11 protein-coding genes are annotated in these 14233 nt (G+C 68.2%); 8 read left to right on the forward strand and 3 right to left on the reverse strand.

Going from position 1 to position 14233, the window contains the following annotated elements; genetic code table 11:
• Positions 1–13 precede the first annotated feature (13 nt).
• Positions 14–1708 (reverse strand): bifunctional aspartate transaminase/aspartate 4-decarboxylase, encoded by a 1695-nt coding sequence (locus QJ043_RS01060; RefSeq protein WP_283712318.1) that lies wholly within the window; start codon positions 1706–1708, stop codon positions 14–16.
• Positions 1709–1983: 275 nt separating this feature from the next.
• On the opposite strand from QJ043_RS01060, the gene QJ043_RS01065 reads away from it, so the two are divergent.
• The 8 genes from QJ043_RS01065 to QJ043_RS01100 all read left to right on the forward strand — a co-directional run bounded on the left by QJ043_RS01065 (position 1984) and on the right by QJ043_RS01100 (position 12933).
• Positions 1984–2703 carry an HAD family hydrolase gene (locus QJ043_RS01065; protein ID WP_283712319.1) on the forward strand — a complete coding sequence of 240 codons (720 nt, stop codon included), beginning with the start codon at positions 1984–1986 and terminating at the stop codon, positions 2701–2703.
• A gap of 91 nt (positions 2704–2794) precedes the next feature.
• Positions 2795–4012 carry a glycosyltransferase family 4 protein gene (locus QJ043_RS01070; protein WP_283712320.1) on the forward strand — a complete coding sequence of 406 codons (1218 nt, stop codon included), beginning with the start codon at positions 2795–2797 and terminating at the stop codon, positions 4010–4012.
• Between the two features lie 276 nt (positions 4013–4288).
• On the forward strand, positions 4289–5788 hold the full coding sequence (locus QJ043_RS01075; RefSeq protein WP_283712321.1) for an MFS transporter: 1500 nt from the start codon (positions 4289–4291) through the stop codon (positions 5786–5788).
• A gap of 228 nt (positions 5789–6016) precedes the next feature.
• Entirely contained in the window at positions 6017–7720 is a 1704-nt protein-coding gene (locus QJ043_RS01080; protein ID WP_283722697.1) for an ABC transporter permease, read from the forward strand.
• A complete protein-coding gene (locus QJ043_RS01085) occupies positions 7720–8658 on the forward strand; it encodes an ABC transporter ATP-binding protein (RefSeq protein WP_283712323.1) in 939 nt (312 codons plus the stop codon). Before QJ043_RS01080 ends, QJ043_RS01085 begins: the two co-directional genes overlap by 1 nt.
• A 9-nt stretch (positions 8659–8667) precedes the next feature.
• Positions 8668–9792 carry a substrate-binding domain-containing protein gene (locus QJ043_RS01090; RefSeq protein WP_283712324.1) on the forward strand — a complete coding sequence of 375 codons (1125 nt, stop codon included), beginning with the start codon at positions 8668–8670 and terminating at the stop codon, positions 9790–9792.
• A 741-nt stretch (positions 9793–10533) separates the two neighbouring features.
• On the forward strand, positions 10534–11496 hold the full coding sequence (locus QJ043_RS01095) for a nucleoside hydrolase (protein WP_283712325.1): 963 nt from the start codon (positions 10534–10536) through the stop codon (positions 11494–11496).
• Positions 11497–11505: 9 nt separating this feature from the next.
• Positions 11506–12933, forward strand: coding sequence for an MFS transporter (locus QJ043_RS01100; RefSeq protein ID WP_283712326.1), 1428 nt, complete (start codon positions 11506–11508; stop codon positions 12931–12933).
• 56 nt (positions 12934–12989) lie between these two features.
• Here QJ043_RS01100 and QJ043_RS01105 read toward each other — a convergent pair whose 3' ends face one another.
• Positions 12990–13727 carry a nitroreductase family protein gene (locus QJ043_RS01105; RefSeq protein WP_283712327.1) on the reverse strand — a complete coding sequence of 246 codons (738 nt, stop codon included), beginning with the start codon at positions 13725–13727 and terminating at the stop codon, positions 12990–12992.
• Positions 13724–14158: a (deoxy)nucleoside triphosphate pyrophosphohydrolase gene (locus tag QJ043_RS01110; RefSeq protein ID WP_283712328.1), complete on the reverse strand. Its 435-nt coding sequence runs from the start codon at positions 14156–14158 to the stop codon at positions 13724–13726. The genes QJ043_RS01105 and QJ043_RS01110 overlap by 4 nt, the downstream gene beginning before the upstream one ends.
• Between the last annotated feature and the right edge of the window lie 75 nt (positions 14159–14233).

Below are 14233 nucleotides of genomic sequence, written 5' to 3' on the forward strand. Positions count from 1 at the left end.
TACGGGGCAGACCCTACTGCCCCGTCTCCGCCTTCCAGGCCGTCGCGTACTCGCCGAGCATGTCCTTCACGTGCACGCCGATCTGGATGAAGTCCGTCACGTCGAGGTTCGCAAGGCTCGCGCGCACCGACCAGTCCGGCCCGTCGAACCCGGCACCGTTCATCAGCACGATGCCGGTGTCGCGCGCGAGGCGGATCACGATGTCGAGGGAGCTGTAGTTCTCCTTGAGCCATGCCTCGAAGTCCGCGCCGTAGAGCCGCCGCGCCCAGAGGCCGAGGTCGATGAGCGAATAGTAATTGGCGCGGAGAGGGTTCTCCGGCAGCTTCCAGCCGAGGCTCTTCCACAGGTAGCCGTTGCGGTCGGCGAGGATCTCCTGCATCCGGTGCTGGTAGACCTTGTCTGCGTCGAGCAGCCCGTGGAGCGCGAAGAGCGACATCTGCACCTGCTGCGGCGTCGAGAGGCCGGCCGTGCCGTTGAGGGCCACGAGGCGCGAGTCCGCCACCATGCGGTCGATGAACGCGACGTCCTCGATGTGGTCGGTGAGGCAGGCGTAGCGCTTCTCGAGCACGGCCTTCCTGTCGTCCGGCAGCGCCTTGATGAGGCGGTCGAACACGTTGGTGCCGTGCTGGATCGCGACGATGGCCAAGCGGCAGCCGGTGGCGCCGAAGTACTTGGAGAACGAGTAACAGCAGGCGGTGTTCTCGGGCAGGTCGACGAGGATGGAGCGGTAGTCCTCGACAAAGGTGCCGTAGACGTCGTCCGCGATGATCATGAGGTTCGGGTTCTTCTCGAGCACGATCTGCGCGAGGCGCTTCTGGGAGTCCTCGGCCATCGCGACGCTCGGCGGGTTGCTCGGGTTCACGACGCAGAGCAGCTTGACGGACGGGTCGGCGAGCTTCTGGAGCTCCTCTTCCGGGTACTGCCAGGCGTGGAGGCCGTCGGCGTCCACCTGGCTCGCCTGGATGGTGACCACATCAAGGTCGTAGTCGTTCAGCAGCGGGATGTTGAGGTACGGCGTGAAGATGGGCGTCATCAGCGCGATCTTGTCGCCGGGCTGGATCAGGAAGTTGCACTTGAGCGAGTAGAACAGGTAGCACATCGAGGCCGTGGTGCCCTCCGTGGCGAAGAGGTCGAAGTCGCTGCCGTCGAGCGTGCCGCCGGCCATTGAGAGGTCCACCCAGCTCTGGCAGATCCGCTGCGTGTTGTCGAGGATGCGCTCGGGCATCGGGTACTCGCAGCCGTTGATGCCCTGGGCCCACTCAAAGGCGACGGAGTCGAGGTTGTAGCCGTGTTGCTGCAGGTAGACGACGCAGTCGCTGAGGAACTCCTCTCCGGCCTCGCCCTTCTTGCGGTCGAGGAAGTCCAGGAAGCGCTGGCCGATCCCTTGCTTCTGCGGCATGCCCGCCAGGTCGAAGTCCGGCTCGTTCATCGAGCGCTTGGCCTCCTCGATGCCGAAGGAGCCGAGCAGGTAGTAGGCCTCGCGCGGGGTGGTGCTGATCCAGTTGGGGTTGCCGCGGCCGGCGTTGAGCAGCGTGTGCGCGGAGGCCTTGCAGTCCTCGCGGGCGTAGCCGAGCAGCAGGTTCTTGACCTCGAACGGCGACATCTGGGCGAGGGAGCTCTCGAAGGCCTTCTCTTCGGACGTGAGCCGGACGGTCTTCTCGGCCTTCTGCACCTGCGCGGGCGTGGCCTGCGGGTTCTTGTCAGACATAGGTCCCCTTTCCTGGGCGGATTGCAGGTCCTATTCCCTGGATTCGGGGCGGCCGCCCGGTCGCGCCCCGGCTCACGGAAGGGACACCGCGCCCGTGGACGCTTCGGTCAAAGCCGTTTGTCCGGACCTGGACGCTTCGGTCAAAGCGAAATGTCCACGCTCCATCCCGCGACAGCGTGGACAAACGGCCCTCTCCCGAGCGTCCAACCGTGGACAAAGGGCTCTCTCCGAAGCGTCCGCGTGGTAGGGTGAGGGCTCGCGAGAGGGAGGGGCCGATGGCTGACATCACCACCGTTCTGTTCGACCTGGACGGCACGCTGCTGCCCATGGATCAAGAAACCTTCGTCCACGCCTATCTCGGTCTGTTGGCGCAGAAGATGGCCCCCTTGGGCTACGACCCCAAGCAGCTCGTCAAGGCCATCTGGTCGGGCGTGGGCGCCATGGCGGCCAACGACGGCTCGCGCACCAACGAGGACGCCTTCTGGGACGATTTCGCGGCTCGCCTGGGCGCCGCGCGCCTCAACGACAAGCCGGTCTTCGAGGACTTCTACGCCCACGAGTTCCAACAGGCCCAGCCCAGCTGCGGCTACGACGAGCGCGCGGCCGAGACCGTCGCGCTGGCCCAGAATCTGGGCTTCCGCGTGGCGCTCGCCACGAACCCCATCTTCCCGGCGGTGGCGACCTTGAGCCGCGTGCGCTGGGCCGGCATGGACCCGGACACGTTCGAGCTCGTCACCACCTACGAGGACAGCCGCACCTGCAAGCCCAACCCGGCGTACTTCTCGGAGGTGGCCGAGCGCCTCGGCGTCGCGCCCGAGCACTGCCTCATGGTGGGCAACGACCTCACCGAAGACACCGCGGCCGCCCAGGTGGGCATGGGGGTGTTCATCCTCACGGACAGCCTGATCGCCCCCGAGGGGACGGACCTCGAGGCCTGGGAGCACGGCGGCTTCCCCGAGCTGCAGGCCTACCTGCGCGGCATCGCCGCCCGCTAGGGGCCGGCGAGACCGCTGTGACCCGCCCTCCGTTGGGGCGTGCGGGTGGACGGGTACCGTTCCGTCGTACGCCGCGACCCCCGGAGGCCCCATGCGCATCCTCAACATCACCGCCCAAAAGCCCGACTCCACCGGGAGCGGCGTCTACCTCGCGCAGACGGTGCGCTGCCAGCAGGAGGCCGGCCACGAGACGGCCGTGATCTGCGGCGTCGCCGAGACCGACCCGCTGGACGCGATCGACAGCCGCGCCGCCGTGTACCCTGTGCGCTTCGAGACCCCCGAGCTACCGTTCCCTGTGTGCGGCATGAGCGACGTGATGCCGTACCCCGCGACGCGCTACCGCGACCTGACGCCGACCATGCGCGAGCAGTTCGAGGCGGCCTTCTCGGCGGCGCTGGCGCGCGCGGTGGAGGAGTTCGAGCCGGACGTCGTGCTCTGCCACCACCTGTACCTGCTGACGGCCCTCGTGCGCGAGCAGGTCCGAGACGTGCCCGTGGCGGCGGTGTGCCACTCCACCGACCTGCGGCAATGGGCGCAGCACGGGCTGGAGCGGGAGCGCATCGCGCGGGCCATGCGCGAGCTGGACCTCGTGCTCTGCCTCACGGAGGGTCAGGCGGAGCAGGTCGTCGAGACCTATGGCGTCGAGCCCCGGCGCATCCTCGTGGTGGGCGCGGGCTTCGATGCGCATCGCTTCTGTCGCGACGACTCCGTGCCCCGTGAGGCCGGCTCGCTGCTCTACGTGGGCAAGATCTGCCGCGCGAAGGGCGTGCCGTCGCTGCTGCGGGCGATGTCGCTGCTTGCCGAGCAGGGCAACGCGCCGTCGGTGCTCCGGCTGGCCGGCGGCTGGGGCGTGGCCGAGGAGGAGCGCGCGGAGGCCGAGGCCCTGGCCGAGCAGTGCCCGGTGCCGGTGGAGTTCCTCGGTCGCCTGACCCCCGACGACGTGGCCGAACAGTACCGCCGCGCCGAGGTCTTTGCGCTGCCCAGCTTCTTCGAGGGCATGCCGTTGGTGCTGGTCGAGGCGATGGCCTGCGGCTGCAAGGCGGTGTGCACCGACCTTGCGGGCGTGCGCCCGTGGATCGAGGCGCAGGTTCCGGGCGCGCCGGTGCAGTGGGTGGGCCTGCCGCCCATGGCGGACGTGGACAAACCGGAGCCGGGCGCCCTTCCGGCGTTCGAGGAGCGCCTGGCCGCAGCCATCGCCGTGTCGCTGGCGGCGACCGCGCCGACGGCGGACCTCTCGCCTGCGGCCTGGGAGCAGGTCTCCCGGCGCATCGCGGACGCCCTGGCGCAGCCGGCGGCAGCGCCGGCATGATGCAACCAAACCTTATGTTATGAGACCGAACACAGAGACATAGGCACTGGTACGCCCAATCGAATTCCATGCACCGTAATAAGACCGTTCACGGTCGAATCGCGACCGTTCGGCCTGATGCCACCGTGCCAGCCGAGTCGGGCCCCGCAGCTCGGGCACTAAGAGCACCGCGACCGAGGACTTGGGCCTCGGTCGTTCCCTTTTGCGCCCAGTCGCCGGGCGCTCTGTAGGCATGGGCCGGAGTGCGATAGCCGGCCCCGAGGAGCGGAGGCCGCCGTGAGCACGTTGAACCAACCCGATGCGCACCACCAAGAACGGGAGGCAGGGCCAGAGGTCCCGCCTCCCGTTCCCGACACCCGGCCAGAAACGGCGACGACCGCCGTCCCCGCGCCGTCCCTTGGGTCCCTCAAGCGGACCCTCGTGCTGATGTGCCTCGTCTATGCGCTCGGCATGCTCTGCTTCCAGGCGTTCAACTACGTGTACCAGGCCATCGGCACGGCCATCGACGCCGGCCCTCTGGCCTCGATGATCACGGCCCTGCCCGGCTCCCTGCTCGGCATCTTCTGCTTCATCTACGGCGGCCTCGGCGATTTCGTGTCGCTCCGCAAGATGTTCGTGGCCGGCATGGTGCTCCTGTTGGTGGGCTCCCTGGGCGGGTTCTTCCTCCACTTCGACAACGTGTGGATGGTCGTCGTCATGCGCGCGATACAGACGGCCGGCGGCCAGATGTCCGGTTCGATCTATTTGATCCTCTGTGCCCGCTACCTGGAGGGCCGGGACCGCGTGAAGTACTTCGGCATCTTCAACGCGGTGTACGCTGCGGCCGCCATCGTCGGCCTTGTCTGCGGCGGCGTGCTCGTGACCGTGGGCTGGGCGTGGCTGTTCATGATCCCGGTGCTGTCCGTGTTCTGCGTTCCGAGCATCCTGCGCGGCCTGCCCGACGGCGAGTCCGGCCCCTCCCAGCACGTGGACGTGCCCGGCTTCGTGATCTTTGGCATCGGCATCAGCCTGCTCACGTTCTTCTTCGGCGCGTACCAGTGGTGGGTGCTCGCCGCGGCTGCGGTGGCCTTCGTTGCGTTCGCCGTCTACATCCACAAGGCCGAGCAGCCCTTCATCACGCCGGCGTTCTTCAAGAACAGCCGCTGGCTCATGGCCGTGTGCCTGCTCGTGATCTTCTACTTCTACAACCACGTGATCGCGCCCACCTATCGGTCCCTCGGCGCCGGTCTCTGCGGCATGGACTCGGCCCAGGTGTCGCTCCTCTTGATCCCGGCCTACGTGGTCTGGATCATCGTGGCGACCAACTCGGGCGCCATCTACACCAAGCTTGGCCGCAAGCCCACGGCGCTCCTGTCCGCCGGCCTGCTGCTGGCCGGCTTCTGGGTCACCGCGTTCGTCGTGGACAAGGGGCAACTGGCCATCGCTCTCGCGTCCTGCGTGATCTTCGGCGGCACGGGGCTCGTGTACTCGCCGTACTTCGACACCGTGGTGGGCACCGTCTCGCCGGAGGAGAGCGGCCGCGCCGTCGGCATGAACGACCTCGCCATCAACGTGTCCGCGTCCATCGGTGTCGCGGTCTTCACGCCGATGATGTCGGTGACCGCCGCCACGCCGGCCAACAACTTCCTCGGCGTGGCCGGCGCCGCCGTGGCCAGCTCCAACCTGTTCCTGATCTACGGCCTGGTGGCTCTCGTGGGCATGGTGTTCTATCTGTTCGCGTACAAGCACATCACAACGTCGACGGAGCCGGTGCCGGGGGAGCGGCCGTTGGAGTAGGCGTCAGGACTGAGGCCGACGGAGCAGGCCGCTCGGGCGGCCGCTTTGCAAGGGACACTTTGGAACGGGTACCGAGCCCTCATGCGACCGGGAAGGAGACGAGGCCATGGCAGGTGTCAGCGCATTCGGACGTGCCTTGGTCGTCGCGCGCTGCCACTCTGGGGCGGCGCGCCCATGAGAGCCGTCGACCCCAGGCCGTCCGCGCTCCCTGCGCCCCGCCGCTCGCGTGTGGAACGAGCCGTGCCCGCGGCGGCGCTCCTGCTCGTCGTGCTCTTTGTCCTGTGCTTCTCGGCGTTGCCGCTCGTGGCGATGGTGGCCCAGAGCCTCGACGGCGGGCTGGTCGCGGCGGGGGAGCGCTACGCCTCGGTGCTCGCGAACAGCGCCACCGAGATTTGGAACAGCTGCTTCTCGGGCGCCATGGCAGCGGTCCTCGCCACAGGCCTTGCGCTCGCGGTGTCGCTCTGCATCACGTTCGGCGCGCCGCGCCTGCGGAGGCCGTTGCAGGTGGCCGTGCTGCTCTCGATGGCGAGCCCGCCGTTCGTGGCGTCACTGGCGTACATCCAGCTGTTCGGCAAGCGCGGCCTCGTCACCCACGGGCTGCTCGGGCTCTCGGTGAGCCCCTACGGCTGGCAGGGCGTCGTGGTCATGCAGGCGCTCTTCTTCTGCGCGCTCGACGTGCTGCTGCTGACGGCCGTGCTCTCTCGCATCGACCCGGCGCTGATGCAGGCGGCGCGCGGCCTCGGCGCCCGGCCCGGGCGCGTCCTGCGCACCGTGGTGCTGCCGGTGGCCGGCCCCGCGATTCTCGTATGCCTGCTGCTCACGTTCATCCGCTCCATCTCGGACTACGGCACGCCGGTGGTCATCGGCGGCGCGTTCAACACGGTGGCCACGCAGATCTACGTGCAGCTGGTGGGCTACTCGGACCTGTCGGCGGTGGCCGTGCTCAACATGGTGCTCCTCGCGGTGTCGGGGCTCGTGTTCTTTGCCCAGAAGCGGCTCGACGCCCGGACCGCGCGCCTCGTCGAGGGCACGCACGGCGGCCGCGCCGACGCCCCCGCCTGGCGCATGGCCGGCCCTGTCTCGACGGCCCTGCACGTCGTGGCCGTCACCTTTGGCGCCTTCATCGTGGTGCTCTACCTCACGGTCGTCCGCTCGGCCTTCGTGCGCGGCGTCGGCGCCGGCGCGCCCTTCACGCTCGAGAACTTCGAGCACCTGGCCGCCTACGACCTCGCGCCCTTGGGGCGGAGCCTGCTCTACGGCATCCTGGCCGCCGCCCTCGCGACGGTGCTCGGTGCGGTGGCCGCGTACTTCACCGCGCGCAAGCGGGTCGCGGGCTCGCGCGTGCTGTCCTTCTGCCTTTCGATGCCCTACATGCTGCCGGGCACGTGCCTTGGCCTTGGGTTCATCCTGGCCTTCAACGGCGCCTGGGGCGTCAAGCTCACCGGCGGCGCGCTGATCCTCGTCCTCGTGCTGGCCACCAAGCAGTTGGCCATCTCCGCCGACGCCTTCTCCAGCTCGATGGCCCAGGTGAGCCGCGAGCTGGACATGGCCGCGCGCGGGCTCGGCGCCGGCGAGGCGCGCATGTTCCGCGACGTGATCTGGCCCAACGTGCGCGAGGCTGCGGCGGTGAGCCTCGTCAACGGGTTCTCGTCGGCCATGATGAGCTACGGCGCGCTGCTGTTCCTCGTGGCGCCCTCCACCAAGACGGCCGTGGTGCAGCTCTTCGACGCGCTCTCGGGCGGCAAGTACGGCAACGCGGCGGCGGTGGCCGTCGTGCTGATGGCGGTGACGCTCGTGGGCGATGTGCTCGCGTCGCGCATCTCCTCTCGAGCCCCCCGGCCGGGCGCGCCCGTTCCCGCCGGCACCGGCACCGAGGCGCCGTCGGCCGACCTGGGCGTCGCCGGCCCCACCACTGACAAGGAGGCCCGCTGATGTTCCTCGAGCTTCGCGGCCTGACCAAGCGCTACGGCGACACCTGCGCCGTCGACCGTCTGGACCTGGACGTCGAGGAGGGCACGATCTGCTGCCTGCTCGGCCCCTCCGGTTGCGGCAAGACCACCACGCTCCGCATGGTGGGCGGCTACCTTGAGCCCACCGCGGGATCGGTGGCGCTGGACGGGCGCGACATCACCGGGCTGTCACCGGAGGACCGCCCAGTGTCCACGGTGTTCCAGAGCTATGCCCTGTTCCCGCACCTCACGGTGGTCGAGAACGTGGCCTATGGCCTGGCCTGCCGCAAGGTGCCGGCGCCCGAGCGGCGCCGGCAGGCCCTCGAGATGCTCGCGGCGGTGCACTTGGAGGGCCACGCCGACTCCTCGATCCAAGAGCTGTCCGGTGGCCAGCAACAGCGGGTGGCACTGGCGCGCTCGCTGGTGCTCCGCCCGCAGCTCCTCCTCTTGGACGAGCCGCTCTCCAACCTGGACGCCGCGCTCCGGCTGCAGATGCGCGACGAGATCCGCCGCATCCAGCGCTCCTTTGGCATCACGACGCTCTTCGTCACGCACGACCAAGAGGAGGCCATGGCCATCGGGGACACGGTGGCCCTCATGGACGGCGGCCGCCTGCGCCAGCACGCGACGCCGGAGGAGGCGTACCTGCGACCGGCCGACGCCTGGTGCGCGTCGTTCCTCGGCCATGTGAACGAGCTGGACGGCGCCGCTGGCCCGGTCCGTTTCCGCGAGCAGGACGCCGTGCCCGCAGCCGACGGCCGCAGGTCCGGCACGGTGACAGAGGCCACGTTCCTCGGCGCCCAACGGCTCTACCGGATTGACGTGGGCGGCCAAGAGGTCCTCATGCGTTGCCGCGACACCGACGTGTTCCCCGTGGGCACCGAGGTGCGCTTCAACATAGTTCGAACCATCACGTGGTAAGGAGAGGCAATGTCCCACACCCAGAAGCAACCCGCCCTGTCGCGCCGCTCGTTCCTTCTCGGGGGCGCGGCCGTCGTGGCGGGCGGCATGCTCGCCGGCTGCGGCTCCAACAAGACCGAGGGCTCGGGCACGGACACCTCCGGCGACGGCAACGCCGAGGTGGACAAGGGCATCTTCGAGGGGCTCGACACGTCGAAGACCCTGAACATCGTCACCACCAACGAGAGCTACACGGCGCTCTTCGACAAGTTCACCGAGGCCAGCGGCATGAAGTACGAGATCCTGTCGATGAGCTCGGGCGAGGTGCTGTCGAAGATCAAGGCCGAGGGCGGCGCGCCGAGCGCCGACCTGTGGTTCGGCGGCGGCATCGACTCCTTCATGAGCGCGGCGGACGCCGGCTACCTGGAGCCGGTGGACTTCGAGGACGCCGACAAGTTCGCCACCGGCTTCAAGAGCGACGACAACCTGTGGTTCTCGAAGGGCGTCACCGTGGTGGGCTTCATCGTGAACGAGGACGTGCTCAAGGACGCCGGCGCGACCGCGCCGAAGGCCTGGACGGACCTGCCCGACAGCCAGTACGCGGACGAGATCGTCATGAGCTCGCCCGCCGTCTCGGGCACCAACTACGCGGCCGTGGCCGGCATCCTGCAGGACATGGGCGAGGACGCGGGCTGGAAGCTCCTCGAGGGCATCAACGCCAACGTGCCCTTCTACACCAAGCGCGGCAGCGACCCGTCCACACGGGTGAGCCAGGGCGAGTTCGGCGTCGGCATCACCTACATCGACCAGACGCTCGACGACCTGCTCAACGACTCCGTGAAGATCGTCCACCCGTCGGACAAGATGCCCTACATCCCCGACGGCGTCGCCGCCTTCAAGGGCGCGGACAACACTGCCGGCGCCGCGGCATTCATCAAGTGGCTGTTCTCCAACGACGACATGCTGGTGGAGCTGGCCAAGCTGGACAAGAAGAACACCATCAAGCTCTGCATCCCGAGCTTGGAGGGCGTGGAGCTGGACTACACCGACGAGGACCTGATGTCCGAGGACATCTCCGAGTTCGGGGCCATGCGCGAGGACGTGCTGGCCAAGTGGGACCAGGTCACGGGCGGCAAGGAGATCAAGGAGTCCTAGCCCCGTCGCAGACTTGAGGGCCGTCGACCTCGTGCAGGTCAGCGGCCCTCTTTCTGCTCTTATATCGCCGACAGGCAATCTGTACAACATAGACTCTGGTAGATGTCGTCAAAAGGATGCAGGTTGCCCAAAACCGCTCACCGGTCGAACGACGCCGTTCAACATCGACTGACGCGACTCTGCAAATCAGGGGAGAGGGACCGCGCTCAGCCTGTCCTCCGGCGACCGGGGCGCGGCTCCAGGTCGTTGCTTTTTGCGCCGATAGGCCACTGGTTGCCTGATACGCGGCTCGGAGACACTCCGGAGGCAGCGCACGCGGGCAGCGCTCGCAGCGGCCTCCCTTCAACGATGGGAGATGCGGATGGTGGGAAGCAGGATTCGCGCGTGGGTCGAGGCTCGGGCGCGTCGGGTGCCGGCGTTCCTTTCGGAGGTGGACGCCGCGTGCGAGCACCTGGCAGCCCCGCACGTGATCGGCCCGGACCCTGTATCTGCCGCAGAGCCCGTCGGGCGCCCGCGCCACCTTGCGTCCCTCATCAACGTCCCGGAACTTCAAACTGAAGACAGTTAAGAAAATACCGTCCGCCGATTATCAGCGCTCTGTGCGTTGCGTCGAGCAAAAGCAGGGGAGAAGCGTAGCCAACCCTCCCGCGCGCAGGAGGGCGTAGGCACAGTTGGTCATGGTCCATGCGCAGGGGTCGCGTCCACGGGCGCGGGCCTGCGCACGAGTGTCTGGAGGTTGCAGTGGCACAGAAGAAAATGATCCTGGACCTCGACGTGGGCGTGGACGACACCCTCGCCATCGCGTACGCCTGCGGGAGCCCCGAGGTGGACCTCATCGGCATCACGTGCACCTACGGCAACGTGCTCGTGGAGCAGAGCGCCAAGAACGCCCTCGACGTGCTGCACCTGTTCGGCCGCGACGACGTGCCCGTCTTTCTCGGCGAGCCGCACGCCATCGAGAAGGACGGCTTCGAGGTCATGGAGATCTCGGCCTTCATCCACGGCAAGAACGGCATCGGCGAGGTGGTGCTCGAGGACTCCGGCCGCGAGCCCGAGGCCACGCCGGCCGTGGACTTCATCATCGACGCCGTGCACACCTATGGCGAGGACCTCGTCTACGTGCCCACCGGCCCCGAGACCAATATGGCCGTCGCGCTGCAAAAGGACCCCACCATCGCGGACGAGCTCGGCGCCGAGGTCCTCATGGGCGGCGCCCTCACCGTGCCCGGCAACGTGAGCCCCTGCTGCGAGGCCAACATCAACCAGGACCCGGACGCCGCGAACCTCGTGTTCCGCTCCGGCATCCCCGCGACGATGGTGGGCCTCGACGTCACGCTCCAGACGCTCCTCACCTACGAGGACACCAAGAAGTGGCGCGAGTGCGGCACCGTCGCCGGCGAGAAGCTCGCCGACATCACCGACTACTACATCAAGGCCTACGAGACCACCGCGCCGTACCTCGGCGGTTGCGGCCTGCACGACCCGCTCGCCGTGGGCGTGGCCATCGACCCGTCGCTCGTCACGATCCTGCCGATCAACCTGATGGTGGACACGGAGGGGCCGACGCGCGGCCGGACCATCGGCAACCCGGACCTGCTCAACGACCCGTACAAGTCGATGGGCGCCTGTGTCGAGGTCGACGCGCCGCGCTTTCTCGATGAGTTCATGAACCGCATCACCGGCCTCGTGGCCGGTTGCAAGTAGGAGGCCCCGATGGCAACCACCGACACTCCGGCGCCCAGGATCGAGCCGGCGCCCGACATAAAGCCGTCCTTGGTGCTGCTGCTCTGCATCTTCATCCTCGGCAACCTGTGCAACCAGGGCTTCACGCTCGTGTTCCAGCAGATCGGCACGCAGCTCGGCGCCCCTGAGCAGGCGTCGCTGATCACCGCGCTCCCGGGCATCGTGCTCGGCATCGTGTGCTTCATCTACGGGTCGCTCGGTGACTTCGTGAGCCTCAAGCGGATGTTCGCGGTGGGCATCGCGCTCTTGCTCGCGGGCTCGCTGCTCGGCTTCTTCTGCAACTTCGGCAACATCTGGATGGTCATCGTCGCCCGTTGCATCCAGACGGCGGGCGGCCAGGTGGCCGGCTCCGTCTATCTCGTGCTCGTGGCGCGCTACCTGGAGGGCGCCGAGAAGGTCACGTTCTTCGGCATCTTCACGGCCGGCTTCCAGCTGTCCACCGCCATCGGCGTGCTGGCCGCCGGCTTCCTCGCGTCGCTCAACTGGACGATCCTCTTCCTGATCCCGGCCGTCAGCGTGTTCTTCATCCCGACGATCCTCTCGCACGTGCCCGACGAGGCCTACGGCGAGGTCCATGTGGACGTGCCGGGCTTCGCCATCGTGGCCGTCGCGCTCGCGCTGCTCACGATCTTCTTCACCTACATGAACTGGTGGCTGCTCCTCGGCGCCGTGGTGTTCTTCGTGCTGTTCTGGGTCTACATCGGGCGCGCGAAGCAGCCGTTCATCACCCACGAGTTCTTCCACAACACCCGCTGGCTGATGTCCATCGGCATCTTCTTCATCCTGTACTTCTTCAACTACTCCATCGCCGGCACCTGCAACGCCCTCGGCGCCCAGGTCTACGGCATGACGAGCGGCGACGTGTCGTTGATGCTGCTCGCGGCCTACATCGTCGCGACGGTCATGGCCGTCAGCTCCGGCTCCATCGACGCCAAGCTCGGCCACAAGGCCACGATCATCATGTCCATCGTGTTCATGATCTGCGGGTTCGCGCTCGCGGCCGCGTGCGCCACGGCCGGGCCCGTGGCCATCGGGATCGCCATGGCCATCGTGTACGCGGGCATCGGCCTCTTCTACTCGCCGGTGGTGGACACCGTGGTGGGCACCGTGGCGCCCGACCAGTCCGGCCGCGCCATCGGCATGAACGACCTGGCGCTCAACGTGGCCGGCTCCATCGGCATCGCGATCTTCGGCGGCATGATGGGCATCGCGAACTTCTCGGACCTCGGGCTCGTGCCGGGTCCCGAGTACGCGGGGCCGTTCGTGCGGCTGTTCGTGATCTTCTGCGTCATCGCCGTGGTCGGCCTCGTCTGGTACCTGTTCATCATGAACAAGGTGACGCCGGCCAAGCTGGACGTCGCCGAGGAGTACGGCGACGACAACGACGGCAGGATCTGAGCGTCATCCCGTCATAGCGCCCGATGCCAATGAGCCAGGACCCATCGGGTTCTGGCTCATTGGAACATCTCGAGGTACTGTTCGACGCTTCTCGTCATCTCGCGGCTGAAGCCGCTCTCGTACTTGCGCGCGCAGAAGGCCCGCACCCACGCGTCGTAGCCCTTGATGCCCGCGCGCTCGGCCAGCGCCTCCCGCGCCGTCGTCTCGTCCCACGGCACGTAGCGGTTCTCGCACACCACGGCGCCCAGGGGCACACGTGAGGGCTTCTGCCGCTCCGCTTGCTGCGCGGTCGGGCGTCCGAAGACCACCATTGCCGCCGGGAACACCCACTCGGGAAGGGCGAGCAGCCCGCGCATCTCCTCGCACCGCTCCATCACGTCGCCGATGTAGCAGCTCCCCACGCCGAGCGACCACGCGGCCATGACGGCGTTCTGGGCCGCGATGTTCGCGTCGCTCACCGCCAACAGCAAGTCGCCCACGCCCGGCCGGCGCGCCTCGATGCCCGCGAACCCGTAGGCGCGCAGCCACTTGTCGCAGTCCGCGCAGAACACGAGCACCAACGGCGCCTTCGCGATGAACGGCTGGTGGTCGCAGAGGTCCGCCAGCCGCTCCTTCTCCGCCTGGTCCGTCACGTCGACGATGGTGTACAGCTGCTGGTTCCCGGCCGTCGGGGCCTGGCAGGCGGCTTCGAGGATCAGCCGGCGCTCCTCGGCGGTCACGGGCTCGTCCGAGAAGGCCCGCACGGACTTCCGGGCCCAGAGCTGCTCGAGCACCTCGTTCGCGGCGCCGCTCATGACGCGGGCTCCGCCGCGGCCATCATCTCGGGCCAGCGGTCCTGCAGCTGGTGCATCAGCGTGACGTCCGCCGGCAGCCATGCCAGGTCCGTGAGCTCGTCCCGGCGCACCCAGCGGAGCTCCTGGTGCTCGATGTTCTGGGGCTCGACGCCCTCGGCGAGCCTGCCGACGAAGACGTCCATCGTCAGGTGGAAGTCGTCGTAGTCGAAGTCCACGGTCTCGAGCGGCCACAGCTCGGCCAGGTCCACCTTGAGCTCCTCGCGCAGCTCGCGCCGGCAGGCGTCCTCGGGGGACTCGCCCTCCTCCACCTTGCCGCCCGGCAGTTCCCAGCGGCCGACGAACCGGCCGTCGTACGCGGGCTTCCGGCGCCGCGCGGCCAGCACGGCGCCCTCGGCCACGATCAGCGCGGCGGCCACATGAACGGTGCCCATGGTTGCTCCTCTCTCCAGTGCCTTCAGTCTACGGGCTTTCTCGGCCGGTGAGCCCCAGACGCTGCAGCTCCCAGA

The organism is Kribbibacterium absianum, assembly GCF_030067705.1.
GTDB lineage: Bacteria > Actinomycetota > Coriobacteriia > Coriobacteriales > Atopobiaceae > Kribbibacterium > Kribbibacterium absianum.